The organism is Pseudomonas segetis (assembly GCF_900188155.1).
Classification (GTDB): Bacteria; Pseudomonadota; Gammaproteobacteria; order Pseudomonadales; family Pseudomonadaceae; genus Aquipseudomonas; species Aquipseudomonas segetis.
Map to the genome: position 1 here is coordinate 228,046 of NZ_FZOG01000002.1, position 24,156 is coordinate 252,201.

Annotated in this window: 38 protein-coding genes; 34 read left to right on the plus strand and 4 right to left on the minus strand. The window is 55.9% G+C overall.

The window, feature by feature from the left end; all coding sequences use genetic code 11:
• Positions 1-26: 26 nt before the first annotated feature.
• Both CHB79_RS06845 and CHB79_RS06850 read right to left on the minus strand, forming a co-directional pair.
• Positions 27-470 (minus strand): phage regulatory CII family protein, encoded by a 444-nt coding sequence (locus CHB79_RS06845; protein ID WP_089359354.1) that lies wholly within the window; start codon positions 468-470, stop codon positions 27-29.
• Positions 471-749: 279 nt separating this feature from the next.
• Complete coding sequence (locus CHB79_RS06850) at positions 750-935, minus strand: Cro/CI family transcriptional regulator (protein WP_089359355.1); 186 nt, start codon at positions 933-935, stop codon at positions 750-752.
• 12 nt (positions 936-947) lie between these two features.
• Here CHB79_RS06850 and CHB79_RS06855 point away from each other — a divergent pair, with 12 nt between their 5' ends.
• The 30 genes from CHB79_RS06855 (at position 948) to CHB79_RS06995 (ending at position 17,404) form a co-directional block, all read left to right on the plus strand.
• Positions 948-1,700: a LexA family transcriptional regulator gene (locus tag CHB79_RS06855; RefSeq protein ID WP_089359356.1), complete on the plus strand. Its 753-nt coding sequence runs from the start codon at positions 948-950 to the stop codon at positions 1,698-1,700.
• A gap of 607 nt (positions 1,701-2,307) precedes the next feature.
• Entirely contained in the window at positions 2,308-2,514 is a 207-nt protein-coding gene (locus CHB79_RS06865) for a hypothetical protein (RefSeq protein ID WP_089359931.1), read from the plus strand.
• Positions 2,511-2,714 carry a hypothetical protein gene (locus CHB79_RS06870; protein WP_089359358.1) on the plus strand — a complete coding sequence of 68 codons (204 nt, stop codon included), beginning with the start codon at positions 2,511-2,513 and terminating at the stop codon, positions 2,712-2,714. The genes CHB79_RS06865 and CHB79_RS06870 overlap by 4 nt, the downstream gene beginning before the upstream one ends.
• Positions 2,715-2,791: 77 nt before the next feature.
• The gene (locus tag CHB79_RS06875) at positions 2,792-3,151 is read left to right on the plus strand and encodes a hypothetical protein (RefSeq protein ID WP_089359359.1); all 360 of its coding nucleotides are present in this window, start codon (positions 2,792-2,794) and stop codon (positions 3,149-3,151) included.
• A gap of 183 nt (positions 3,152-3,334) precedes the next feature.
• Positions 3,335-3,580 (plus strand): hypothetical protein, encoded by a 246-nt coding sequence (locus CHB79_RS06880; RefSeq protein ID WP_089359360.1) that lies wholly within the window; start codon positions 3,335-3,337, stop codon positions 3,578-3,580.
• A 420-nt stretch (positions 3,581-4,000) separates the two neighbouring features.
• Complete coding sequence (locus CHB79_RS06885) at positions 4,001-4,426, plus strand: hypothetical protein (RefSeq protein ID WP_089359361.1); 426 nt, start codon at positions 4,001-4,003, stop codon at positions 4,424-4,426.
• On the plus strand, positions 4,423-4,578 hold the full coding sequence (locus tag CHB79_RS22010) for a hypothetical protein (RefSeq protein WP_176443150.1): 156 nt from the start codon (positions 4,423-4,425) through the stop codon (positions 4,576-4,578). Before CHB79_RS06885 ends, CHB79_RS22010 begins: the two co-directional genes overlap by 4 nt.
• A complete protein-coding gene (locus CHB79_RS06890) occupies positions 4,575-5,027 on the plus strand; it encodes a hypothetical protein (protein WP_089359362.1) in 453 nt (150 codons plus the stop codon). The genes CHB79_RS22010 and CHB79_RS06890 overlap by 4 nt, the downstream gene beginning before the upstream one ends.
• A gap of 252 nt (positions 5,028-5,279) precedes the next feature.
• Positions 5,280-5,441 carry a hypothetical protein gene (locus CHB79_RS22015; RefSeq protein ID WP_176443151.1) on the plus strand — a complete coding sequence of 54 codons (162 nt, stop codon included), beginning with the start codon at positions 5,280-5,282 and terminating at the stop codon, positions 5,439-5,441.
• Between the two features lie 9 nt (positions 5,442-5,450).
• Positions 5,451-6,080 carry an AAA family ATPase gene (locus tag CHB79_RS06895; RefSeq protein WP_089359363.1) on the plus strand — a complete coding sequence of 210 codons (630 nt, stop codon included), beginning with the start codon at positions 5,451-5,453 and terminating at the stop codon, positions 6,078-6,080.
• Positions 6,081-6,095: 15 nt separating this feature from the next.
• Positions 6,096-6,743 (plus strand): hypothetical protein, encoded by a 648-nt coding sequence (locus tag CHB79_RS06900; protein WP_089359364.1) that lies wholly within the window; start codon positions 6,096-6,098, stop codon positions 6,741-6,743.
• Between the two features lie 55 nt (positions 6,744-6,798).
• Complete coding sequence (locus tag CHB79_RS06905) at positions 6,799-7,023, plus strand: hypothetical protein (RefSeq protein ID WP_141133417.1); 225 nt, start codon at positions 6,799-6,801, stop codon at positions 7,021-7,023.
• A gap of 274 nt (positions 7,024-7,297) precedes the next feature.
• Complete coding sequence (locus tag CHB79_RS06910) at positions 7,298-7,543, plus strand: hypothetical protein (RefSeq protein ID WP_089359366.1); 246 nt, start codon at positions 7,298-7,300, stop codon at positions 7,541-7,543.
• A 103-nt stretch (positions 7,544-7,646) separates the two neighbouring features.
• Positions 7,647-8,387, plus strand: a complete 741-nt coding sequence (locus CHB79_RS06915) for a hypothetical protein (RefSeq protein WP_089359367.1) — start codon at positions 7,647-7,649, stop codon at positions 8,385-8,387.
• Positions 8,388-8,430: 43 nt separating this feature from the next.
• A complete protein-coding gene (locus tag CHB79_RS06920) occupies positions 8,431-8,955 on the plus strand; it encodes an HNH endonuclease (RefSeq protein WP_089359368.1) in 525 nt (174 codons plus the stop codon).
• Between the two features lie 70 nt (positions 8,956-9,025).
• Positions 9,026-9,217 (plus strand): hypothetical protein, encoded by a 192-nt coding sequence (locus CHB79_RS06925; RefSeq protein ID WP_089359369.1) that lies wholly within the window; start codon positions 9,026-9,028, stop codon positions 9,215-9,217.
• Between the two features lie 196 nt (positions 9,218-9,413).
• Complete coding sequence (locus tag CHB79_RS06935; protein WP_089359371.1) at positions 9,414-10,349, plus strand: hypothetical protein; 936 nt, start codon at positions 9,414-9,416, stop codon at positions 10,347-10,349.
• Positions 10,346-10,642, plus strand: coding sequence for a hypothetical protein (locus CHB79_RS06940; RefSeq protein WP_089359372.1), 297 nt, complete (start codon positions 10,346-10,348; stop codon positions 10,640-10,642). Before CHB79_RS06935 ends, CHB79_RS06940 begins: the two co-directional genes overlap by 4 nt.
• The gene (locus CHB79_RS06945) at positions 10,639-10,959 is read left to right on the plus strand and encodes a hypothetical protein (protein WP_089359373.1); all 321 of its coding nucleotides are present in this window, start codon (positions 10,639-10,641) and stop codon (positions 10,957-10,959) included. Before CHB79_RS06940 ends, CHB79_RS06945 begins: the two co-directional genes overlap by 4 nt.
• Positions 10,960-11,001: 42 nt before the next feature.
• On the plus strand, positions 11,002-11,238 hold the full coding sequence (locus tag CHB79_RS06950; protein WP_089359374.1) for a hypothetical protein: 237 nt from the start codon (positions 11,002-11,004) through the stop codon (positions 11,236-11,238).
• 68 nt (positions 11,239-11,306) lie between these two features.
• Complete coding sequence (locus tag CHB79_RS06955) at positions 11,307-11,996, plus strand: ASCH domain-containing protein (protein ID WP_089359375.1); 690 nt, start codon at positions 11,307-11,309, stop codon at positions 11,994-11,996.
• 12 nt (positions 11,997-12,008) lie between these two features.
• Positions 12,009-12,296, plus strand: coding sequence for a phiTE_015 family protein (locus CHB79_RS06960; protein WP_089359376.1), 288 nt, complete (start codon positions 12,009-12,011; stop codon positions 12,294-12,296).
• Positions 12,293-12,445, plus strand: coding sequence for a hypothetical protein (locus CHB79_RS22020; RefSeq protein WP_176443152.1), 153 nt, complete (start codon positions 12,293-12,295; stop codon positions 12,443-12,445). Before CHB79_RS06960 ends, CHB79_RS22020 begins: the two co-directional genes overlap by 4 nt.
• A complete protein-coding gene (locus CHB79_RS06965; RefSeq protein WP_089359377.1) occupies positions 12,442-12,855 on the plus strand; it encodes a phage protein NinX family protein in 414 nt (137 codons plus the stop codon). Before CHB79_RS22020 ends, CHB79_RS06965 begins: the two co-directional genes overlap by 4 nt.
• Positions 12,856-12,893: 38 nt before the next feature.
• Complete coding sequence (locus CHB79_RS06970; RefSeq protein WP_342744819.1) at positions 12,894-13,097, plus strand: excisionase; 204 nt, start codon at positions 12,894-12,896, stop codon at positions 13,095-13,097.
• Complete coding sequence (locus CHB79_RS06975) at positions 13,078-14,181, plus strand: phage integrase Arm DNA-binding domain-containing protein (protein ID WP_089359379.1); 1,104 nt, start codon at positions 13,078-13,080, stop codon at positions 14,179-14,181. Before CHB79_RS06970 ends, CHB79_RS06975 begins: the two co-directional genes overlap by 20 nt.
• Positions 14,182-14,248: 67 nt before the next feature.
• Entirely contained in the window at positions 14,249-14,596 is a 348-nt protein-coding gene (locus CHB79_RS06980) for an ArsC family reductase (protein WP_089359380.1), read from the plus strand.
• 39 nt (positions 14,597-14,635) lie between these two features.
• The gene (dapD, locus tag CHB79_RS06985) at positions 14,636-15,670 is read left to right on the plus strand and encodes a 2,3,4,5-tetrahydropyridine-2,6-dicarboxylate N-succinyltransferase (protein WP_010486754.1); all 1,035 of its coding nucleotides are present in this window, start codon (positions 14,636-14,638) and stop codon (positions 15,668-15,670) included.
• A gap of 109 nt (positions 15,671-15,779) precedes the next feature.
• Complete coding sequence (locus CHB79_RS06990) at positions 15,780-16,985, plus strand: aminotransferase class V-fold PLP-dependent enzyme (protein ID WP_089359381.1); 1,206 nt, start codon at positions 15,780-15,782, stop codon at positions 16,983-16,985.
• Complete coding sequence (locus CHB79_RS06995; protein WP_089359382.1) at positions 16,982-17,404, plus strand: SufE family protein; 423 nt, start codon at positions 16,982-16,984, stop codon at positions 17,402-17,404. The genes CHB79_RS06990 and CHB79_RS06995 overlap by 4 nt, the downstream gene beginning before the upstream one ends.
• On the opposite strand, the gene tcdA is transcribed toward CHB79_RS06995, so the two are convergent.
• Complete coding sequence (tcdA, locus tag CHB79_RS07000; RefSeq protein ID WP_089359932.1) at positions 17,391-18,200, minus strand: tRNA cyclic N6-threonylcarbamoyladenosine(37) synthase TcdA; 810 nt, start codon at positions 18,198-18,200, stop codon at positions 17,391-17,393. The two genes, CHB79_RS06995 and tcdA, sit on opposite strands and share 14 nt — an antisense overlap.
• Before the next feature lie 331 nt (positions 18,201-18,531).
• On the opposite strand from tcdA, the gene CHB79_RS07005 reads away from it, so the two are divergent.
• The 4 genes from CHB79_RS07005 to CHB79_RS07020 all read left to right on the plus strand — a co-directional run bounded on the left by CHB79_RS07005 (position 18,532) and on the right by CHB79_RS07020 (position 23,660).
• Positions 18,532-21,132: a glycosyltransferase gene (locus CHB79_RS07005; RefSeq protein ID WP_089359383.1), complete on the plus strand. Its 2,601-nt coding sequence runs from the start codon at positions 18,532-18,534 to the stop codon at positions 21,130-21,132.
• A 105-nt stretch (positions 21,133-21,237) separates the two neighbouring features.
• Complete coding sequence (dapE, locus tag CHB79_RS07010; protein WP_089359384.1) at positions 21,238-22,380, plus strand: succinyl-diaminopimelate desuccinylase; 1,143 nt, start codon at positions 21,238-21,240, stop codon at positions 22,378-22,380.
• Positions 22,377-23,228 carry a putative RNA methyltransferase gene (locus CHB79_RS07015; RefSeq protein WP_089359385.1) on the plus strand — a complete coding sequence of 284 codons (852 nt, stop codon included), beginning with the start codon at positions 22,377-22,379 and terminating at the stop codon, positions 23,226-23,228. Before dapE ends, CHB79_RS07015 begins: the two co-directional genes overlap by 4 nt.
• 57 nt (positions 23,229-23,285) lie before the next feature.
• Positions 23,286-23,660, plus strand: a complete 375-nt coding sequence (locus CHB79_RS07020; RefSeq protein WP_010486742.1) for a hypothetical protein — start codon at positions 23,286-23,288, stop codon at positions 23,658-23,660.
• A 70-nt stretch (positions 23,661-23,730) separates the two neighbouring features.
• On the opposite strand, the gene CHB79_RS07025 is transcribed toward CHB79_RS07020, so the two are convergent.
• Entirely contained in the window at positions 23,731-23,940 is a 210-nt protein-coding gene (locus CHB79_RS07025) for a cold-shock protein (protein ID WP_010486741.1), read from the minus strand.
• Between the last annotated feature and the right edge of the window lie 216 nt (positions 23,941-24,156).

Genomic DNA, 24,156 nt, shown 5'->3' on the forward strand with positions numbered 1-24,156 from the left:
CCCGGTGGCTTTTTTGTGCCTGTAATTCAGCCGACCTGCTGTAAGCCGGCGGAGCTTTTGATCGCGTTCAGAAACTCTTGAAGGCTCCGCATTTCTTTGGCTACAGCCGTTTCAATGTCGCGCTTTTCTTGGGCCGTAAGTACCGAGTCAGCCAATGCGTCCATAGCAACCTGGGTGGTTGATGCTGAGTCGCGTAGGGTTTCCATCAGCGCCGCCATGGGTGTTGCCTTGGAGGCCTTCTGAATTGGCGCAAGCTCGTAGCCAAGCTCTGCCGCCAGCGCACGCAATGAGCGCTGGTCCTTGCTGTGCAGGTTGATCAGGAAGAACTGGGCAAGCGTCAGCTTGTGGTCGTCATTCTTCGGATTGGTGCGCTGCAGCAAGGCGGTGTGTGACAAGCCAATCATTGGCGCCAGCTTCTTAGCCCCAGCGTCTAGAACGGTTTCATGTACGGCGTTTTCAATGTGTTCCATCCGTAAAATCCTCTTTTTTCTTTCCGTGGAGCCAGTGACTTGGCGCTGGCATTCTGTTGTCACTCAATCAACCAAGGGCGTTGCCGATGACTGACCTTTCCGAACTGCGTGGCGAGCTTCTTGCGCTGCGGTGTCACGTTGCTGCTTTGGTTGAAGTTATGCCGCTATCGGCCCAGCTTCGGTTTAACGGCAAACTTGCTACGGCTTCCCTGTTGCTGCGGCCTAATCAGCCAGGCTGCGAACAGGCAGCCTTTGACCGAACAGCAAAAATGCTGACAGCTAAGCGACCGATGCAGTCTCGGGCTGGGTAGCCTTGAGCTTGTTCTTGCTAAGCACTTGAATCTGGTACTGGCGAACCAATGGAGGTGTATCACCCCACCCTGTAATGGCACTTGGTCGAATGCCCAAGGCCTTTGCCAGCTTCACTTTTGAGCCAAAGTGCTTGGCTGCTTCCTGTGTATTCATCTGGTAACTCCCGTGAACGTATATGAATTAAAGCATACTGAAATAAAAACCGAAAGCACTGAAATACAGCGCTACATGCTTAATTTCAGCAGGCTTAAAATTCACGGTATGGAAAGACACGAAAGAATCGCCAAGGCGATACGCGAAAGCGGACTTAAAAAGCAGGAAGTTGCTAAGGCTTGCGGCGTCGCGAACTCTGCGGTTACCCAGTGGATCAATGGCGACAGCAAAAGCATGAAGCCGGAAAACCTATTTGCGCTCGCAAAGCTCACCGGATTCAGCCCTAAATGGCTGGCTATAGAAGAAGGCCCTGAAGTCCTGGATGATGAAAGCCCGCTTGATGGGTATGAGCTTGTTCCCCAGCTGACAGCAAAGGCAGCTATGGGCAATGGCTACGCCAATGATCATGTCGAGGTTAAGGGCGGGCTGGCGTTTAAGCGCGAATGGCTGAACAGGCTGCACGCCCCGATTGGCGCTTGCAGTGTTATCTATGCCATGGGCAGCAGTATGGAGCCGACCATTAATGACGGAGAGGTGGTGCTGATCAATCATGAGCACCAAGATCCCGTGGACGGCCGTATCTACGTCTTACGCCGAGCTGATGGTGAAGTGATCATTAAGCGCCTGGTCAAACAGATGACTGGCTGGCTCATACGCTCGGACAACGAAGACAAACGCCGCTACCCTGACGAGCCTATTTCACCAGACGGCCTGCAGCATGTCGAAATACTTGGGCGTGTTATCTGGAGAGGCGGAGAGCTTTAATGGTTTTCCTGTTCCTGTTCTTGGCCGCATGCCTTTTTGTGCTGTGCGCCAAAAGCACGGGCTCCATTCGTATTGCCCTCGCCTTCTGCTGTTTGCTTAACGTGGCAGCCGCTGGCAAAGCCATTTATACCGGCGACCAATACGCCTACAAGCTCATGCCTCCCGAGAAAACCAAAATCCTCTAACCCCAGCATTTAAGTAATTCGGATAGCCCCGCCACTGAGCGGGGCTTTTTATTGAGCGCCTCAAATTAATTTCAGGTTACTTAAATAAATTCTTTCAGCATGCTTGACCTATTAATTTCAGAATGCTTAAATTCAATCACAGCCGGACAACACCGGCAGCAAGACAGGCAGCGATGCCTTGGCCACGGCCAGAAAGCTCTTTAGTTGCACGTCCGGTTCGCCGGCAGGCCTCAAGAAGCCAGAACCTGTTACGTGGTCAAGCACAGCGAGCCTTGACCCCTGAGGGCCTCCCTCAGTCCGGCGCGGAAGGGCCGGTAAGCGGAGTGTTAGCGGGAGTTCGCGGCTAATGAGAAGGATTCAAATGATTTTCACTGATGCAGCTTGGCGACAGGCTGCATTGGGAAAACAACCGGAGAAATGAAATGGCTCAATTCAATATCGACAGCAGCCTGAGCAACGGCAAGCGCCTTGACTGGCTGGTTTTGCCAGGCAGTGGCGACACGGTAGACAGCATCGTTATCGAGGTGCGCCGCGCCGCCATGAAGAAGTTCGGCGATGGTGTCTGGTTCAACCGCTGGACGCATGTGGTGGCGAGCAACGGATTCGTCACTGTGCAGATGCACGCATGATGCGGTTCTTCAAGCCTGCTAAGGGCTGCCGGATCTTCGCCAGCGACAAGCACATGACCAAGCCAGCCGGAGAGTTCATCGGCTGGTGCGAGAAGGTAGATGACGGGGTGTGCATATTTCGCCTGGGCGCGGATGTTGATCGTTTCATCTGGCGATTCGGTTCCGGCGATCTGAACGACTGGTATGAGTATTCAGCTTGAGGCGGATTTCTGGCAAGACCGAACGATTACTCGAGCGCCTTCCATGAGGGCGCTCTGTTGATCAACGGGAGAAACGAATGAGCGATTCATATCAAGCAATTTTTGATGCTGTGCGAAGCAAGATTGGCAATGTAGATGCTGGCGAGGCTATTGAGCGCTCGTTCCGCGACATGAACATTGCTCACTATTTTGAAATGGCTAGCGCCGAAGCCCGCATGGCCATTTGTTCTATTCAGGAAGAGATGACAGCGCCGAGCGCGGTTTACCGGCCATCTATCAGCGTCGACGGCAATCAGTGGTGTGCGCTCTACGGCGATGATCTGCAAAGCGGCGTTGCTGGTTTTGGTGATACGCCAGAGCAGGCTATGGCCGATTTCAATAAGAACTGGCGCGAACCTTTGCGTAACTCGCCAAGCGGTTTAGCTAAATCTGTTTAACACACACCGGGGCTTCGGCCTCGGCTGTTATTGGTGATTGATCTGTAGTTTCACTCGGTGGATCAGGGTGCCCGGACAGCCGGTGCGGCTTACTAGGTAGCGCTGCCGAAATAAGCGTAAGTCTTTGAGGTTCGAATCCTCGCCAGATCAATCAACCAATACCAGCCAACAGAGGGCAGATAGATGAGCAAAGAAAATGGCGGGCCAGCTTTCCCGATTGCAGGCGGGCAAAAAGTCTTATGCGGCAATGATGTAAGGATAAAGCTTCCGCATTCAGGCATGACTCTGCGCGACTACTTCGCGGCCAAAGCGCTAACCGTGCTCTCTGGAACCCATACGCCAGAAGACTTAGCTACTTGGGACTATCACCATTTTGCAGAATTCTCATACCGGGTAGCCGACGCAATGCTGGCTGAGCGCGACAAGTAACCCCTTCATGGGCCAAGGATGGCGCTTAAGGGTGTATTGAGAATGGAGTTCAGGACGAGGATACGGGTTGCTTTGCGATAACTCCGGGTTGCTCCGGATAACGCGCAAAGGTGCTTTGCCTGATCAGCCTAGCGAGAAGTCATCGCGTATCTGGCAGTTCAATTCTGCCACTCCATTCTCAATACACCTTCCAGTGCAAGCGGCTGCCTCTTACTGCCGCGCTATAGCGAGGGAATTGCCATGAATGAATAACTAAAGGTTCCCGAGAATGCCTTACTCGGATCTTAAGAAAGCCCCGCACCCCATCGCGGGGCTTTCACTATCTAAATCAATCAAGCGCATAAGCGAGCACTCACCATCTGAATCTTGCGGAAGGTCTGCAGGTGCCTGGGTGTTCGGCTTATGCGCTGGAGGTGAATCATGACCACTGAAATTGCTCCCGACTTCACGGCCCGCAATACCTGGGGTAATCGTGGCGCTCAGGCTGAACGTGCCAAGGTTGAACGGTTCTTGAAAGACCCCTTCCAGTCATCACGCGAAGCCGGCCGTGCTGAGAGAATCAGGAAGGGCAAGGCCATTCGCGAGTCGATGCGCCTTGTTCGCCACGCCGAGGCAGAGTTCGACGGCACGCCATGGCAGCGCGGATGCATTCGCTTGTTAGACCAGCTATTGAGCGTGCGAGAGGCGCCGAACATTGAGTTGCTATTCGCCCGCAATGACATAGCGGTCGGCATGGTTGAGGGCTCAACGGCATTTGGTGCAATCACGCTGATGCAATGCCATTTGCTGCGCGACCTTCGCGATAACGCCTACCGGCGGCGCCTTGCCGAGTTGAGCGCACGATGAACAGTTCGCAGATAAATAGCCTGCTCGCCCGGGCACGCCTACTAACGGTTGAAGCCAGTATTGAAGGCCGTCAGCCATCCAAAGAACTCAAGTCGCTGCTTGCCGAGATTAACCGGCGCGGCCTGAAATTCAGCGTAAAGGGGTATGTATGACAGTTCCTACGATTACTGATGACCTGGTGGCTGAGCTTGAGGCTGAGGCGAAGGCTTTCGACAACCTTGATTACGACAGCAACACCAACCCATTTTTCAACGGGCCAAGCGGTGAGTCTTTAGGCGGCGATGCTGATGGAACTTTCTGTGTCTACGGCGAGCCTTTCGAGATTGACGGCGAATCATACGATGGCGTGACGCTGGTTGAGCGCTGTAGTCGCAGCCAAGCCAAGTTTATTGCCGAGGCCAAGGTTCGAATCCTCGCCCTGCTCGCCGAACGTGCAGAGCTAAAGCGGGATGCTGAGCGTTACTTGTTCTTGCGCAACAAATATACAAACCCTGGTTTCATGGCTAGCCATGATCGTGCAAGAAAGTGGTTTTCGGAATACATGATTTGCGGCGAAGCGCTTGACTCAGCCATCGACGCCGCAATGGAGGCTAAACCATGACCATCATTTGCCCCAGCAGCAAGTCACTAATCGAAGCCCTGAATGATCGGGGCTTTTTTATGGTCGTCGATCTGCCGCGGGGAACTCGGTTTGAGCGTCGTCGCGGGATGCATATTGTGAGGTTGCCATGACCACTCACCAGCGCCACCGACGCCTATCAATCTGGATCAACTCTGTACTTGGTCCTGCAATCTTCTTCGCGGCAATAGCTGTGCCGCACCTTATTAACAGTTACCTGGTTGGGAATTGAATATGAATACAAGCACAGCGCAGGTAACGCCTGCGGTTGCCGCCCAGTACGACTGGATGACTCAAGGTGAATTCTGGCCTGAGCGGTTCCAGGGCGAGCAGCGCAAGCAGTATGAGCAGGAACAGCAGCGCATCCAGCGCGAATGGGACAACAAGCCCCAGTAGGGAGGCCACATGGCAACCGTAACCCTTATTTTAGGGAAGTCTGGCAGCGGCAAGAGCACGGCAATCCGCAATCTTGACCCCGGCTCTACCGCCCTAATCCAGATCATTAAAAAACCCCTGCCATTCAAAGATGCGAAAGCATGGAAGGCATTCGTTACTGATGACTGGTCGAAGATCATTGGCGCCAGTCGTAAGACACAGCGCAAGGTCATAGTTATTGATGACTTCCAATACATGCTGGCCAACGAGTTCATGCGTCGCAGCGAGGAAAAGGGCTTCGACAAGTTCAGCGACATTGGGCGGCACACATGGGACGTGTTCGACGCCCTACTAAAGCTGCCTGATGACGTTCGCGTTTACATCCTCAGTCATACCGAGGAAACGGACGCAGGCCAGATCAAGATGAAGACAATCGGCAAGATGCTGGACGACAAGATCACGCTGGAAGGCATGGTCACTATCGTGCTGCGCGCATTGGTTCAGGATCGTCAGCACCTTTTCAGTACCCGCAACAACGGATCAGACACGACGAAGGCGCCTATGGGTATGTTCGACGATGAGCTGATTGATAACGACTTGGCCGCTGTTGATGCGGCTATCTGTGAATACTATGACCTGGCTCAGCCAGTCGCCGCATAACCCTAGGAGAAAAACATGTTCGACTTAGACTCTGGATCGGCGCGAGCCGCTGACAATAAATCGGCTTTTATTGATGAAGCTGGCAAATACCTGGGCGCTTTCACCCGCGCCGAGTGGATGGAGAAAGATGATACAGGCTCAACTGGTATCGGCTTCTCATTCAAGAATAGCGAGAATGCTGAGGCTCAGTTTTATATCAACCTCAGCTACCAGCACGGCAAAAAGAATGACGGCGGGCATTCGCTGCTCAACGCAATCATGGCCTGCATGAAGCTACGCAAGGTCGAGGCGCCCCGCAAGATCACTGTTGAAAAATGGAACAGTGACACTAAGCAGCGCGATAAGGTTGACGTTTACGGTTTCCCTGAATTGATGGGGCCAAAGATCGGACTGCTCATCCAGATGGAAATTGAAAAGAACAGCGAGAGTGGAAATCCTCGCCCGACCATCTACATGCCATTCAGTGCAGAGTCAGAGAAAACCGCTTCTGAAGTGCTTGATGGTGATAAGTGCCGAGCACCAGCAAAGCTTGAAAAGGCCGTGCAAATGTTGATGAACAAGCCGCTGGTTGATCGGCGCCCTAAAGGCAATCAGCATCAAACTGGGAATACGCCGAGCAGCGACGGGCCGCCTGATGACTGGAATGATATCCCGTTCGATTGATCATCTGCTAACTGACCAGGCCTCACATGAGGCCTTTTCTTTGCCCGAGGTAATCATGCATACAAACTTCTACGAGTGCGAGCATAGCCATGATGTGCTGACTCGCCATGAGCGTGACCTTAATTCAAGCATCAAGAACTTGCTCGACCCGAGAGTTCAAGAGCAATGGGATGCGGGCGACCATGAGCGCGCCTGCAAAACCATCGCCAACCTTCGAGCGCAGATCAAGTGGGTTGAGGGCCGGCGCAGTTCGCTAATTAACGGAATGCTGGCGGCGTGACCTGTTCAGTTCAGTGCCTGATCAACTCAACAGGCACTCACACCACCCCAAAGGGTACGCGCCCCAGTAAGCCGGTCAGATGGGATGTGTCTATCTGGCTGGTTAAGCCTGACGGCGAAAAGAACTGCCATTCAATGACCGTGCCTAGCGCCCTGATGTTTGAACTGGTGCCGCTGGTTAATGAGCGGGTCCAGGCTCTAATCACTGAGCACGGGAACACGGTTATAAGCGCTGGATGGCTGGCACATGGGCGCGGCAGCAAGAGGAAGAAGTAATGGCAGTAACAGCACTGGAACGAAAGCGGCAACAGCGCGAGCGCGACAAGCTGACCGAAGAAGAACGCTTGTCACGCTGCAAGTCACGAACGTTAAAGCTCGATCTGTTCAAGGCGACTGACGCCAAGCTAATTGAAGTCATGGCCCGCCTTGATATCGACGAACCCCAGGACGTTATCACTCGCTTGATACACGGCGCATCGCGTCTTGATGACGAATCACTGCAAGAGCTAACTGAGCTTTAGCGTCACGGCTATCTGTCACGCAAACCTTTTTAACCCCTTCCCCAAATTAAAAATACTCGCCACCACCGAATTGCGGAGGACGGCGCCTGCATTGGAGAACACCATGGAATATCTCGCCCGAGTAAACCCGAAGTACTTTGCTGCTATCCATCAGTGCGCCGCTAAAGGTGATGTGCGCTATTACTTGAATGCCGTTCAGATTGAGCGTCACCCGAAAGGCGGTGTGCTAATCGTTGCAACCAACGGTCACTTTATGGGGGTGATTCACGATCCCGATGGATGGATCGCAGATGGTCGCGAATCGGTACTGATAGGCACTGTATCTAAACGCCTGCTATCTGCTTGCTCTGTCAGAACAGGTGCAGATGGAAGGTCACCATCCAAGCTCTGGATAGCTGAAAAATTCTCTCTGGTCTCCAGTCTAGAAGAGACGGGCGAAGAGCCTGAAATGTTCGGATTCAACTCGCACCTAACCGAAAAAACAGAGTTGATTGATGGCTTATTTCCAAACTGGAAAAGGGTTATTCCAACCAAACGACGGACTGAAGTCGAGCCGTTCCCTTGCATTAATGGCGAGTACCTAGAGGTATTCAACAAGGTCGGCGTGCTGCTTACTGGCATAAAGCGCTTTGGCGGTGCAGGCATGCGAATTGAGCCTTCTGCTGGCGATGGAGGTGTCATTGTTCGCTTCAACGACAATGAACTGTTAGATCGCTTCTTTGGCGTCGTTATGCCCATGGCATCTGAGCCTCTGCCCGGCTTACTCCCAGATTGGGCCGCCCACGAAGCTGAGGCAGCTAAAGCAGCGGAAGCCAAAGCTGATAAAGCTGCAAAAGCCGCTTAACCCCTTCCCAATTCACCGATCACGCCAATGGCGAGGATGAGTTATGCCAAAAGCTTTCTCAGTATCCGGACGACCATCAAACGAAGAGATCATAGCCGAGCTAAAGAGGCTTATGAGATATGAGCCTGAGACTGGAAACTTCATCAGGATAATGGATCGCAATCAAGGAAAAACAGGGCAGATCGCTGGCTGCTCAAGGCGTGACGGAAGAGTTGAAATAGGCCTTTTGGGCTACAGATTTCTTGCGCACAGACTGGCTGTTGCATGGATGACAGGCGCCATGCCAGGGGAAGAAGTTGACCATATCAACTGCGATCACAGTGACAATCGGTGGACAAATCTCAGGGCCTGTTCTCACGCAGAGAACATGCGCAACCGGCGGTTCCCAGGGAGAACCGAAACCGGCATAAAAGGAATCAGGTATCACAAGGCAAAAAACAATTATGAGGCCGTCGTGATTAAAAACAGAACCACCTACAAGTTTGGGAGGTTCAGCACGATCGAAGAAGCCATTCATGTGCTCGATATCAAACGGAAAGAACTTCATGGCGACTTTGCAAGAGCATGACCGCACCTCTCCCCGCCTCCCTATCACTGAATGCCGGTGTCTTCGCTGTACGCCGGTGAAGGAGTGAGTTATGGCCAATCCAAACAGTAACACTGCGATATACCAGCACCGCTACCTCAGCCAGCAGCGAGAAGGCGAGCGAGCACTATCCGAGGCCGAATGCCCGTATCACGCCAGTGCTGGTGAGCTTGGTAAGCGCTGTGCCTGGTTGGCGGGGTTTCGCGATAAGCATCCTGAGAGGGCAAGACCATGGGCAGCATGACCGAAAGCCCCGCCGTCCGCCGCATCAACGACCTCTGCGCAGGCCTTCCCCGCACTGCGCTCCAGGTCAATTCAAATAAACACTTTCAGGTTATCCGGTTAGTACCCAATCAGTTCGTTGACGTGCGCGATACAGAGCGCAGGCCTAAGCGTGTTGAGTGGGCTGACTGGGTTAATGCTGAGGTTTGGAGAATGTTATGAGCGCAAAAACAGAATTTAATCTAAACGGTCTCGAATTACGCAAGACGGACGGTGGATGGCAGTACCTAAGCGAGGGCACGCACAGCGATCCTGACGTATGGGTATATGCAAGTAGCTCACTTACCCCGTTTAGCGGTTCCGGCGTAGACGCATTATTGGATGAAGTCAAGAGGCTTCAAGGTGAATACGACAAGCAGGCGCAGGAAATCGAGCGGCTGCGTTCAATCATAAGCGATTGCGCCAAGTCATGCGGTGCGGCGGTATCTGTCGAGTGCAGTCTTGATTTCATGGCTCACTTGCCGGTCGAAATTGCAGCCGTTATTTCAAGCTTGCGCGAAGATCGCGACAGTCAGCAGCGAGTTTGTATTACGGCAATGGCCGAGCTCGCGCAACTGAAATCCCGGCAGTCGGGCGTTGTGCTGCCTGAGCGGGACGCGCTGAGAGATATCGTGGCTCAAGCCATCGGCTGGGATGCATACGACTGCACAAGGGTCTGGAGTGCATGGGGTGTAGGCACAATGTCGGAGGATGATTTTGTGCCAGTGGTTGAGCAAGAGGACAGGCTTTACGAAATAACAGACGCCTGCCTTGATGAAGTCGCCCGCCTCAATTCATCCGCTGGACGCGCTGGCGAGGCGGTGGCGACTGTAAGCGTTTGGCACGTAGACCAGTGGTACGCAAGAGATCCGAGTCAATCCGGCAGAAACATCGGAATCAAGTTCCTAGGAGATCGTGACAAAACACTGGTTGACGGAACACTGCTCTACACCGCCCCGCCAGCCATCCCCGCCACACAGGTGCTTGTAGAGCGGGAGTTGCTTGCTCTCTGTTATTCAGCGGTTCATGCGCTCTGTGGAATGAAAATCGATGGATACACGGAGAGCAAGTGCAAAAAACTCCGCGCCATCCTCTCAAGCAAAGGTGATGTATGAGCGCCATAAAAATCCTGCAAGACCGAGAGCTAGAAGCAGCGCGAGCCGCTGGTGAAGAGTTCTTTCTTGATATTCCAGACGCCTGGTACGAGCCGCATCCAGTGTACGGCTGCGATAGCGGCCACGCTTCACGGCGTTATCTGAAATCAGAAACCCGTGGGTGCCTGTGCCTTGCCTGTCACCAGTCAGTGGCGATCATGCCGCACAAATACGACACCGATGAAAAGCTGGCGGCAGCGCTTGCCGGTATACGCAAACACATGCTCGCAGCAGCGCAGGAGGGTGAATCATGAGTTTCTTACGCAGACGGGGCGCGCAAGCAATACGGGCCAAAGTGAAAGCAGAGAGCGGTGGACGCGACGCAACCGCTGATTCTGTTCTGAATGTTTTGTTTGGCGAGTACAACAACGATTATCAAACAGAGTATTCAGTAACCTATATCAATGACCCATATATCGAAACGACAGTAATACAGCGTATCAATCTATTTTGGGTGTGGCCGATTATGCTTGTCACCGCACCAATAAGATTTGTACTTACTGGATCTATGGGCGTATCACCAAGCAAGCCGTTCGGCCTAATGCTTCAGCGCCTGATAGGTCGGTTTTGAAAAGCCCAGCGCAAAGCTCGGCGGATTAATAGGGGGTGATGGATGAAGAAGCTACGCCAAGGCCAGACGGTTTATTACATTGACCGTAAGTTCTGGATGAAAGACGCAGAGCCTGAGCTTAGGTCGATCTTTCTGTACAGCCAGAAACAACCAATGCCGCCACCGGGCGTGATTGTCGAAAAGTGCCCGGTAACGCACGCACGCCACGCACAGGCAAGGGGCTTCAAGCTTTACACCTCGCGCCGCAAAGCGCTCAGGGCAATGCGCCTGATTAAGTAACCGCCCCACCCTACCCGCATACCTCAAACCATCTATTTAACACTGCCTGATGGCGGTAAGGATTTGTTATGTCTGTCTTTCCGGTAAAAGAGCGCCCGATACTGTTCAACGGTGAAATGGTTCGCGCCATTCTGGATGGTCGCAAGACGGTGACGCGTAGGCCGCTAAAACTTCCGCATGACTTTTGGGAATCCTCCGTCTCGGGAGGCTTGGTGCCGATCCCCATGGGGTGCCCATACGGAAAGCCCGGCGAACGGCTATGGGTGCGCGAGAGCTGGTGGCAAGCAGGCGATTGGCAGGCTACCTACCCCGAGGACGACACGGGTGCTTGGTTCGGCAGCAATCGAGTCATCTACTCGGCTGACGGCACGCCCCCAAACGAGCCCAACCGTCTCTACCCGAATGCTCTGCGCAACGGCTCTTACTCGGCAGCCGAACCAAACAAAATCTGGCGTCACCGGCCAAGCATCCACATGCCGCGCTGGGCCTGCCGCATCCTGCTGGAGGTCACTGAGGTTCGAGTCGAGCGACTGCAGGACATCACCGAAGAGCAAGCCAGGGCCGAAGGTATCACCGACGGTGGATGCACCAGCTGTGGCAATCATGAGCCATGTGGCTGCGAGTGCCCTTCTCCCGATGCGGTTGACTCATTTGTTCATCTATGGAACTCAACCGGCGGCGACTGGGGCGCCAACCCATGGGTATGGGTCATCGAGTTCAAGCAGATTGACGCCCACCAACTCCCCGCTAACGGGTAGAGAGGAATAACCGTGGAAGAATTAATCGAAGTTCGGCGTAAGGCGTTTGAGCGCGAATACGGCGAGACCGAAGGCGTTTATTTTATCCCAGGTCTAAATTGCTACGGCTGCAAATTTATCAAGTATCAGCCATATGCGGATCTTAAGAGCAGCGCTTGGTATCACTGGCAGAAAGCCCTAGACAGCGTTGTTGTTGAGCTGCCTTCCAAAGCTAGATTGGATCACTCTTATAACGCATGCCTTTCAGAATGCCGCGAAGCCATCCACGCAGCCGGTATCCCGACGAAGGTGAAGGCATGACCCAGCCCAAAGGCAGCATGTGCGCAAGCTGTGCCCGCAAACACAAAGATTGCAGCGCCCTTCCCTTCGACAAGATGAAAGTCATCAAGGTTTACGGTGACGGGGTTAAGGCCGTGCGCTGCACTGAATACCGGAGTGATAAAGCATGACCCAGATGACCGAAGTAAACGTGGCTGAGGCTACTGGTGCGGCGCTTGATTGGCTCACCGGCTCAACCGAAGGATTAAACCTGGTGGCGGATCGGGGCGAGTACGGCACAGGGCCGCGCGTTTTCCTGATATTGGAACACGGAATATTTCGGTATCGCCCGTCTACCGAATGGAGCCAAGGCGGGCCACTCCTGGACAAGCACTGCAAGAGCTTTGGCTGTGTGCAGGACAGCACTGGCAGCAACTGGAGGTCGTTAGCCTACGGGAATAGCGATGCTTGCGACAGCATTAAAACCATGCGCCTCGCCGGTGGGCCAACAATCTTAATCGCCGCCTGCCGCGCCATCGTCACAGCCAAGCTAGGCGACAAGGTGATGGTGCCGGCTGAATTGACTGGGGGTGATCTATGAGCAAGAAAGTAACGCTTGAAAAATGGGCTGAATCAAGCATGGAGCCAGCCCCAACACTCAATACACTTCGCAAGTGGGCGCGAGAGGGGCGAATAAGCCCCGCCCCCGTTAAGTGCGGTCGCAGCTATTATGTTGACCCTGAAGCTGAATACATCGAGCCGGAACGCCGCGCACCAGCACCGGCAGGCTCAAGCCTAATAAGCCGAATAGAGAGTGCACGCCATGGCGCCAAGGCCGCGTAAAGACGGGAACAAAGACCTTGCAGGGCTGAACCTGTACCGCAAGACCGACAAGCGCAATGGTAAAACCTATTACACCTACCGCGACCCGGTGTCAGGCAAGTCCTTTGGCCTTGGTACCAACAAGGAAGAGGCAATCAAGGAGGCGGTTGCAGCGATACATGCAACCGTCCGCCATCAACCTGCCCTTGTTGACAGAGTAAAGGCACCAGAAGAGAGCAAGCTGTTTAGCGCCTGGCTGGTGGAATACCGCGAATTATATGCGGCGCGGGGATTGTCAGCGTCCAGCCAGCGCAATGTAGGCATGCGGATAAATCGGCTTGATAAGGTGTTTGGCGGAATTGGCATTCGTGAGATCAGCACGATGGACGTGGCCAAGTACCTGAAAGGGTTGACCAAGGAGGGGAAGGCGCCGATGGCCAGGGCCATGCGGTCACTTCTGCGGGATGTGTTTCTAGAGGCCATGGCAGAAGGTTGGTGCACTGACAATCCAGTCGACAAGACCAAGGCCGCTGCCGTAACGATCAAGCGAGGGCGGCTAACGCTCGATCTATGGAAGGCAGCGCACGCCGAAGCCAAACAGCCATGGCTCAAGCGTGCGATGGAGCTTGCCTTGATTACTGGCCAGCGTCGTGAAGACATTGCATCCATGCTATTCAAGGATGTTTACGACGACCACCTGCATGTAGTTCAGTCCAAGACTGGCGCTAGATTACGGATAAACACAGATCTGCGGCTTGAGGTGATCGATATGAGTCTGGATAGCGTGATCAAGTCCTGCCGTGATCGCGTACTGTCCCCGCACCTGGTCCACCACCACAGAACAATCAGCCGGGCCAAAGCTGGCCAGAAGATTGTTCTCGACACAATAAGCAAAGAATTTGCCGCCGCACGCGACAGGGGAGCAGAAGCCCTGGGCATCGACCTTGGCGACACGCCGCCCACATTCCACGAAATGCGCTCACTGGCAGCTCGCCTACATGCTGCAGAAGGTCGAAACCCGCAAGCACTTCTCGGGCATAAGTCCGCAAAAATGACAGACATGTACCGAGACAGCCGGGGCGCCGAGTGGATTGACGTGGCATAATTGCACAATTAGTTTTGTCAAAATATTGGGGAGGTATTGGGGAAGTCATTTGCCCCCAATAAAATCAATGACTTATACCCTATTCGGCATAAAAGCCTGTGACACCATGAAAAAAGCGCGCACCTGGCTCGACGAGCACGCTGTAAGCTACCAGTTTCATGATTACAAAGCCGTGGGCATTGATCGCGGCAACCTGGAAAAGTGGTGCAACGAACATGGCTGGGAAACCATACTCAACCGTGCAGGCACCACCTTCCGCAAGCTCGACGAGGCGCAGAAAAGCGACCTTGACCAGAGCAAGGCCATCGAACTGATGCTGGCCCAACCGTCGATGATCAAACGCCCGGTTCTTGATCTGGGCGACAGAACCCTGGTGGGTTTCAAACCTGAGCGTTATGCAGCCGAGCTGGCCTAACACATCCTTTACTATTGAATTTGCTGCAAGGAACTCAAGATGAGCAACAACCTCTACAGCCTGGCCTTCGGCGTAGGTACACAGAACCGTCAAAGCAACTGGCTGGAAGTGTTCTACGCCCAACCATTGCTCAACCCGGCAGCCGAACTGGTTGCCAAGGCCGCAGAAAAACTCGGCTATGACGGCGGCAACCAAGCTATTCAGTTCAGCACCCAGCAAGCCAGCGACCTCGCCGAAATGCTCAAGGGCGTTGACGCTGCTCAAGCAGCCCTGCTGACTCGCCTGGCCGAAAGCCACAAGCCACTGGTTGCAACCTTCCTCGCTGAAGACGCTGCGCCAACCAGCACCCCGGAAGCCTATTTGAAGCTGCACCTGCTTTCACACAGACTGGTACAACCACACGGCCTGAACCTGAGCGGCATTTTCCCACTGCTGCCCAACGTGGCGTGGACCAGCCAGGGTGCGATTGACCTCAGTGAATTGGCCGAGCGTCAGCTCGAAGCCCGCCTGCGCGGCGAACTGCTCGAAGTGTTCTCGGTCGACAAGTTCCCGAAAATGACCGACTACGTGGTACCTGCGGGCGTGCGTATCGCTGACAGCTCGCGCATTCGTCTTGGCGCCTTCATTGGCGAAGGCACCACCGTCATGCACGAAGGTTTCGTCAACTTCAACGCCGGCACTGCGGGCCCAGGCATGATCGAAGGCCGCGTTTCGGCGGGCGTATTCGTCGGCAAAGGCTCTGACCTGGGCGGCGGCTGCTCGACCATGGGCACATTGTCCGGCGGCGGCAACATCGTTATTTCCGTGGGTGAAGGCTGCCTGATCGGCGCCAATGCCGGTATCGGTATTCCCCTGGGCGACCGCAACACCGTTGAATCGGGCCTGTACGTCACCGCTGGCACCAAGGTCAACCTGCTCGACGAGCAAGGCAATCAGGTCAAGGTGGTCAAGGCCCGTGAACTGGCTGGTCAACCCGACTTGCTGTTCCGCCGCAACTCGATCACTGGCGCAGTCGAGTGCAAGACGCACAAATCGGCCATCGAGCTGAACGAAGCACTGCACGCGCACAACTAAGCCCGTGTCTGCCTAATCGGGGCCTGCTCTTGGCAGGCTTCGATTAGTTTGTAGGATGTACAACGCGCAGCACAGCATTGGTGCTCGCCTCCCCTTTCAGAGATTCCCTATGTCACTGCTCTCGCCCTGGCGCGCAGACTTTCCCGGCATTCTGGCCCTAGAGGCCGAGGGTCAAACCTATCTGGACAGCGCTGCCACCGCGCAAAAGCCACAAGCGATGCTCGATGCCTTGCTCGCCTACTACAGCAGCGGCAGCGCTAACGTACACCGCGCCCAGCACCTACCCGGCGAGCGCGCCACCCGCGCCTTTGAAGCCTGTCGCGAACAACTGGGCAAATGGTTGAACGCGCAATCCAGCGCACACGTAATCTTCACCCAGGGCGCAACATCAGCTTTCAATCTGCTGGCCTACGGCTTGGAGCACCTGTTTCAACCCGGTGATGAACTGGTGATCAGCGCGCTTGAGCACCATGCCAACCTGCTCCCCTGGCAACAATTGGCCTTGCGCCAGAATCTGAAGCTGGTTGTGTTGCCCCTGGATACAGCCAGGCGCATCGACCTTGAAGCTGCAAGCAAGCTGGTTGGCCCGCGCACCCGCCTGCTGGCCGTCAGCCAACTGTCGAATGTGATTGGTTGCTGGCAACCCGTCGCACAACTGCTGGCTCTGGCCAGGGCCCATGACGCATTGACTGTGGTTGATGGTGCGCAAGGCGCGGTGCATGGCCGGCATGACATGCAGCAACTCGACTGCGACTTTTATGTGTTTTCCAGCCACAAGATCTACGGCCCGGATGGGGTTGGCGTGCTCTACGGCAAGCCCGAGGCATTGGCGCAACTGCGGCATTGGCAGTTTGGCGGCGAGATGGTCCGAGACGCCGACTATCTCGATGCCGCCTTCAACCCTGCCCCGCTGGGCTTCGAGGCCGGTACGCCACCAATCAGCAGTGTGATCGCCCTCGGCGCCACGCTTGACTACCTCAATCAGCTTGATCATCAAGCCGTGACAGCGTTCGAGCAGGCATTGCACCAACAACTGATGGCCGGACTTGCAGCGCGTGACGGCATCACCCTGCTGGGCCAACCGAATATCGCCCTGGCCAGCTTTGTGGTCGATGGCGTGCATAATGCCGACCTTGCCCAATTGCTGACCGAACAGGGAATTGCCGTACGCGCCGGGCAACACTGCGCGATGCCATTGATGAAGCAACTCGGCCTTGGTGGCGCGATCCGTGTTTCCCTCGGTTTGTACAACAATGGCAGCGACCTTGAGCGCTTCTTCGGTGCACTGGATAACGCCCTGGATATTCTCAGATGACCTCGCCCCACCCACTGTCACCAGGCGCCGCACAAGCACTCGATGCATTCCAGCAGGCGGGCAGTTGGGAGCAACGTGCCCGCCTGCTAATGCAGTGGGGCGAAAAACTGGAGCCGTTGAGCGACTCTCAGCGCGTGGAGGAAAACCGCGTCCATGGCTGCGAAAGCCAGGTGTGGCTGGTGGCCGAGCAGGTCGATCAGCAGTGGCAATTTCGCGCCGCTGGGGAGGCACGGTTGATTCGTGGCCTGCTCGCGTTGCTACTGGTTCGGGTCAACGGGCTCGACAGCCAAGCCCTGGCGCAGCTGGACTTGAACGACTGGTTCAATCAACTGGGCCTGGCGCGGCAACTGTCGCCGTCTCGCAGCAATGGCCTGAATGCCGTGCTCAAGCGTATGCGTGAACTGGCTAGCGCAGCCTGACCCGCTCGGACGGACGACGAGCACCTTCGATCAACTTATCGACAATCTTGCTCACCGCGACCATGGCGAAGGTCGAGGTGACCATCATTGCCGAACCAAAACCACCGGCGCAATCCAAGGCCACGCCCTCGCCGACAAAGCTCTTGCTCTGGCAGGTGGTGCCATCGGGCAGCGGATAGCGCAACTGCTCGGTCGAGAACACACAAGGCACGCTGTAGTTACGGCCCATGGTGCGTGAAAAGCCATAATCGCGGCGCAGGGTCGACCGCACCTTCGAGGCCAATGGATCGTTAAAGGTCTTGTTCAGGTCGCCCACGCGGATTTGCGTCGGATCGATCTGCCCGCCAGCGCCGCCGGTGGTAACAATCTGGATCTTGCGCCGCTTGCACCAGGAAATCAGCGCTGCCTTGGCGTTGACACTGTCGATACAGTCAATCACCGCATCCATTTCTTCGGTGATGTACTCGGCCATGGTGTCGCGGGTTACAAAGTCGGCAACAGCATGAACCGCACACGCGGGGTTGATCGCCCGCAGTCGTTCAGCCATGACCTCGACCTTGGGCTTGCCAACAGCCGTATTCAATGCATGAATCTGCCGGTTGGTGTTGGTGATGCATACATCATCCAGGTCAAACAGCGAGATTTCGCCGACCCCGGTTCGAACCAGCGCCTCGGCAGCCCATGAGCCAACACCGCCGATGCCGACCACTGCGACGTGCGCCGCACACAGGCGCTGCGCACCCTCATGTCCGTATAACCGGGCGATGCCTGAAAAGCGTTGTTCATCAATCTGCATGCCAAACCCCAATACCACAAAATCTGCAATCGCCCATTATAAGAAGCTGGCGGGCAACGCCCAAGCCTTTGCTGACCAAGCCCACAACCCAAGGTGCTCGGGCGCCAGCCTTGCGAGTCTTTTAAAACAGCCCGGTGGCCCCAAGCCTGACTGTAAATGCATTAAATGGCGAACTTCTATAACCATTGACTGCTCTAAGTCGAATGACTTTCCTGCGCCTGGCAAAAGGATGTATCAGGCGCTATACAGCTTATCGACGGCGGAGTAGCATGCGCGCCATCCGGTGCTCACCGGCTCCCCCTCGTTCCACGCAGCGGAACCCGAAACAGACATGTCATCAAGAATATTTGGAATCAACCTGGTCGTTGTGCTGGCGATAGCCGCCTTGTTCTCGGGTTTCTGGGCGCTCTATAACTTGCCGGTTGCCGCGCCTGACTGGCCAGATCAGGTTGCAGGCTATTCGTTTTCGCCGTTCCGCCAGGGGCAAACCCCGCAGAACAATATTTACCCTAGCGATGAAGAGATCACCCAGGATCTGGAATTGCTCTCCAAGCAAACCGACAACATCCGCACCTATTCGGTTGACGGGGCACTGTCGCATATTCCACGCCTGGCCGAAGAGTTTGGCCTGCGCGTGACCCTCGGCGTCTGGATCAGCAATGATGAAGAACGCAATGAGCGTGAAATCGCCAAGGCCATCGAACTGGCCAATACCTCGCGCAGCGTAGTGCGAGTGCTGGTAGGTAACGAGGCTTTGTTCCGCCGCGAAACCACCACCAAGAAGCTGATCGAATACCTGGACAGGGTTCGCGCCGGCGTCAAGGTTCCGGTGTCGACATCCGAGCAATGGCACATCTGGGAAGACCACCCGGAACTGGCCGAGCACGTTGACCTTATCGCTGCGCACGTCCTGCCCTACTGGGAGTTCGTGCCGATGGAGGACTCGACCCAGTTCGTACTCGATCGCGCGCGCGACCTGAAAAAACTGTTTCCGAAAAAGCCGCTGCTGCTCTCCGAAGTTGGCTGGCCAAGTAATGGCCGCATGCGTGGCGGTGCCGATGCCTCCCAAGCGGACCAGGCGATCTACCTGCGTACCCTGGTCAACACGCTCAATGCCAAAGGCTACAACTACTTCGTGATTGAAGCCTTTGACCAGACCTGGAAAATCAGTGATGAAGGCTCGGTAGGTGCCTATTGGGGCGTTTACAACCTCGACCGCCAGCCGAAATTCAACTTCACAGGCCCGGTCGTGGCGATCCCGCAGTGGCGCCTGCTGGCTATCGGTTCGGTGGTCATGGCCCTGCTTTCACTTGCCTTGTTGTTGATTGACGGCAGTTCGCTTCGCCAACGCGGCCGCACCTTCCTGACATTCGTCGCCTTCGCTGGCGGCTCGGCGCTGGTGTGGATCGGCTACGACTACAGCCAGCAATACAGCACCTGGTTCAGCCTGACCGTTGGTATCTTGCTCGGCATTGGCGCCATCGGTGTGTTTATCGTATTGCTTACCGAGGCCCACGAACTGGCTGAAGCCGCCTGGGTTCGTGCCCGGCGCAGACCCTTCCAGCCGGTAATGGGCGATTCGGAGTACAGGCCCAAGGTGTCGATCCATGTGCCCTGCTACAACGAGCCACCAGAGATGGTGAAGCAGACCCTCGATGCCCTGGCCAATCTCGACTACCCGGATTACGAAGTCATCATCATCGACAACAACACCAAGGACCCGGCGGTGTGGGAACCGGTGCAGGCCTATTGCGAGCAGTTGGGGCCACGCTTCCGCTTCTTCCACAAGGCACCGATTGCCGGTTTCAAGGGTGGCGCGCTCAATTACATCCTGCCCTTCACCGCGCCGGATGTTGAAGTCATCGCGGTGATTGACTCCGACTACTGCGTCGACCCCAACTGGCTCAAGCACATGGTGCCGCATTTCGCCGACCCGCAAATCGCGGTGGTGCAATCGCCACAGGACTACCGCGACGGCAATACCAGCACCTTCAAGAAACTGTGCTATGCCGAGTACAAGGGCTTCTTCCACATTGGCATGGTGACCCGTAACGATCGCAATGCAATCATCCAGCACGGCACCATGACCATGATCCGCCGTACCGTGATGGATGAATTGAAGTGGGCCGACTGGACCATCTGCGAGGATGCCGAGCTGGGCCTGCGCGTCTTCAAGAAAGGCTACAGCGCGGCCTATGCCCATAACAGCTTCGGCAAAGGACTGATGCCCGACACCTTTATCGACTACAAGAAGCAACGCTTCCGCTGGGCGTATGGCGCCATCCAGATCATGAAGGGCCACGCGCGCAGCTTGTTCCTCGGCAAGGACTCAAGCCTCAAGCGCGGCCAGCGTTATCACTTTATCGCCGGGTGGTTGCCCTGGGTCGCAGACGGCTTGAACATCTTCTTCACCGTGGGCGCACTGTTGTGGTCGGCGGCGATGATTATCGTGCCCCAGCGTGTCGACCCGCCGCTGCTGATATTTGCGATCCCGCCCCTGGCTCTGTTTGTGTTCAAGCTGGGCAAGATCGTGTTCCTGTATCAGCGTGCAGTCGGGGTTAACCTCAAGGATGCATTCTGTGCCGCGGTTGCTGGCCTGGCCTTGTCGCACACCATCGCCAAGGCCGTGCTGTACGGCTTGTTTACCACCACGATCCCGTTCTTCCGCACACCGAAGATGCGCAGCAGCCATGGTTTCCTGGTGGCGCTGGCCGAGGCACGCGAAGAGGTATTCATCATGCTGCTGTTGTGGGGCGCCGTGGTCGGTATATCCATCGCCCAGGGCTTGCCGAGCGCCGATGTGAAGTTCTGGATCGCAACGCTGCTGGTGCAATCGCTGCCCTATTTGGCTGCGGTGATCATGGCCATGCTGTCGTCGCTGCCAAAGCCGGCAGAACCCCAAGTCGAAATCGATGCTGAGACAGTGAGCTAGACTCACGGGGCTGTTTCAGCAAGATTTACAGCCTGACGGCGGCCAATGGCCGTCGTTTTGCTTTAAGATGGCGGCCTTTCCGCTTTATGCCGCTCAGGAGCCGCAATGACTGCCCTCTCCCCGACTCTCGCACTCGCCTGCGATCTGATTAGTCGCCCCTCCGTCACCCCTGCTGACGAAGGCTGCCAGGAATTAATGACCCGCCGGCTGAGCGATATTGGTTTCAAGGTAGAGTCTATGCGTATCGAGGAAGTCGATAACTTCTGGGCATTGCGCGGTCATAGCACAGGCCCCGTGCTGTGCTTCGCCGGACACACCGACGTAGTGCCAACCGGCCCGCTGCAAGCCTGGCAACACAAGCCATTCGATGCCTTGGTCGATGAACAGGGCATGCTCTGCGGTCGCGGTGCGGCGGATATGAAGGGCAGCCTGGCTTCAATGATTATTGCAGTCGAGCGCTTTGTCGCCGACCACCCGCAGCATAAAGGCGCCATTGCGTTCCTGATCACCAGCGACGAAGAAGGCCCGGCCCACCATGGAACCAAGGCCGTGGTTGAACGACTGTCCAAACGCGGCGAACGCATGGACTGGTGCATAGTCGGCGAGCCATCAAGCACCAGCCTGGTCGGCGACGTAGTCAAGAATGGTCGTCGTGGCTCACTCGGCTGCACCCTGACCGTGCGCGGCGTACAAGGCCATGTCGCCTACCCGCACCTGGCCAAGAACCCGATCCACCTGGCCACTCCAGCCCTGGCCGAACTGGCCGACACCCACTGGGACGACGGCAACGATTTCTTTCCTCCGACCAGCTTTCAAATCTCCAACCTCAATTCCGGTACGGGCGCGACCAACGTGGTGCCGGGCGAGTTGACCAGCATTTTCAATTTCCGCTTCTCAACCGAATCCACGGTTGAACAGCTGCAGCAGCGCGTTTGTGAAATTCTTGACAAGCACGGCCTCGACTATCATCTGGAGTGGGCATTGTCCGGCTTGCCGTTCCTCACCGAGCCAGGCGTGCTGCTCGATGCCATCTCCGACAGTATCCGCAGCGTTACCGGTCGCGAAACCAAGCCAAGCACCAGCGGCGGCACCTCCGATGGTCGCTTTATTGCAACCATGGGCGCCCAGGTCGTCGAACTCGGTCCGGTCAACGCGACCATTCACCAGGTTAACGAGCGCGTACTGGCCAGCGACCTTGATGTACTGACCGATATTTACTACCAGACCATGGTCAACCTGCTGACATGACCGAGCGCGCCGCCCCCCAGCAAAGCTCCGAGCCCCAACAGCCGGGGCTTATCTGCCCGATTTGCCAGGGCCCGCTCAGCCTGGTCGATAAAGGCGTGGTTTGCCCTGCTGGCCACCGCTTCGACCGGGCTCGCCAGGGCTACCTGAATCTGCTGGCGGTGCAACACAAGAACAGCCGTGATCCGGGCGACAACCAGGCCATGGTCGAAGCTCGGCGCCGGTTTCTCGATGGCGGCCATTACGCACCACTGGCCCATCGCCTGGCACAGCTTGCAGCAGCTTATGCGCCTGCCCGCTGGCTGGACATCGGTTGTGGCGAAGGTTATTACACCGAGCAGATCGCCCAGATGCTACCCGATGCCCGGGGCTATGCATTGGACATCTCGCGCGAGGCCGTCAAACGCGCCTGCAAGCGTGCGCCACAAGTTGAGTGGCTTGTTGCAAGCATGGCCCGGCTACCGCTGGCCGACGCCAGTTGCCAGCTCCTGGCCAGTGTTTTCAGCCCGCTGGACTGGCAAGAAGCCAAGCGCGTGCTTGCATCCAATGGTGGCTTGCTGAGAATGGGCCCGACCCGTGCCCACCTGATGGAACTGCGCCGCAAGCTTTATGATGAAGTCCGTGATTACGACGACCAAAAGCATCTGGAACTGATCCCCGACGGCATGCGATTGGACCACAGTGAAACCCTGAGCTTCAGCCTCAAGGTCGAAACCGAACAAGCCCGCGCCGACCTGCTGGCCATGACACCACACGGTTGGCGCGCCAGTGCCGAGCGACGGGCAGCAGTCATTGCACAACCATTAGAAGTGACGGTCGCCATTCGCTACGATTGGATAGTGCGAACCTAAGTGCCCCGGCGTTTCGCTGGCCCGTACATTAACCATGCTCGACAAGGATCAATTGCCATGCGCCAACCGGATATCGAGATTTACCTCAAAGATGTCGACCACAATGCGATCGCCGAGTGGTTGGGCGCAGCGCTCGGTCCTTGCACGCCCTGGCAGCAAAAAGGCCAGACCTACAAATGCCGCGCAGGCGATGTACCTGTTACCTGGCTGCCAAAGGCCGTCGGCAAGTGGAACAGTCTCTATCTCGAAAGCGACAGCACGCCCTGGCAGGACGACCTGAGTTGCGCGCAAGCTGCATTTGCCGCGCTTAATGTCGAGGTACGTTGTGCACCGGGCGGCTGGGAAGAGGAAGAAAGCGAAGAGCAGGCAGATCGCTGGATGCGTATCAGTGCCGACGGCGTCGAGGAAATAACCTGGCGCACCAACGGCTAGCTTTTGCACAAGTAGCCTGTGGCCGCGACTATCAAACAGCCCGCCGCTTTGGGCGGCGGGCTGGCAACAACTACAGGCCAGCTACATCCTCTGCCTGCAAGCCTTTCTGACCTTCAATTACCGCGTACTCGACCTTCTGGCCTTCTGCCAAAGAGCGGTGTCCCTCACCCCGAATAGCCCGGTAGTGAACAAACACATCGGCGCCGTCTTCGCGCTGAATAAAGCCATAACCCTTGGCGTCATTGAACCACTTAACGGTTCCTACTTCACGATCAGCCATTACCCACACTCTCCAACTACAGTTTTTTATTGTCCCGAAGGGAATTACGCGGCGCACTGATTAACATGCGGCTCTGGCCAACAGCACCTTGCAAAAGGGCAAGGTCGACCGCCAGCCAAGGGCTCGTTTGCTGCAAATCCCACCCTGCAACCGCTTCTCGAGTATAGAACAAGGTTTGTGACTGAAAAGCACTTTTTCCGATGAATTCAAGGCCAT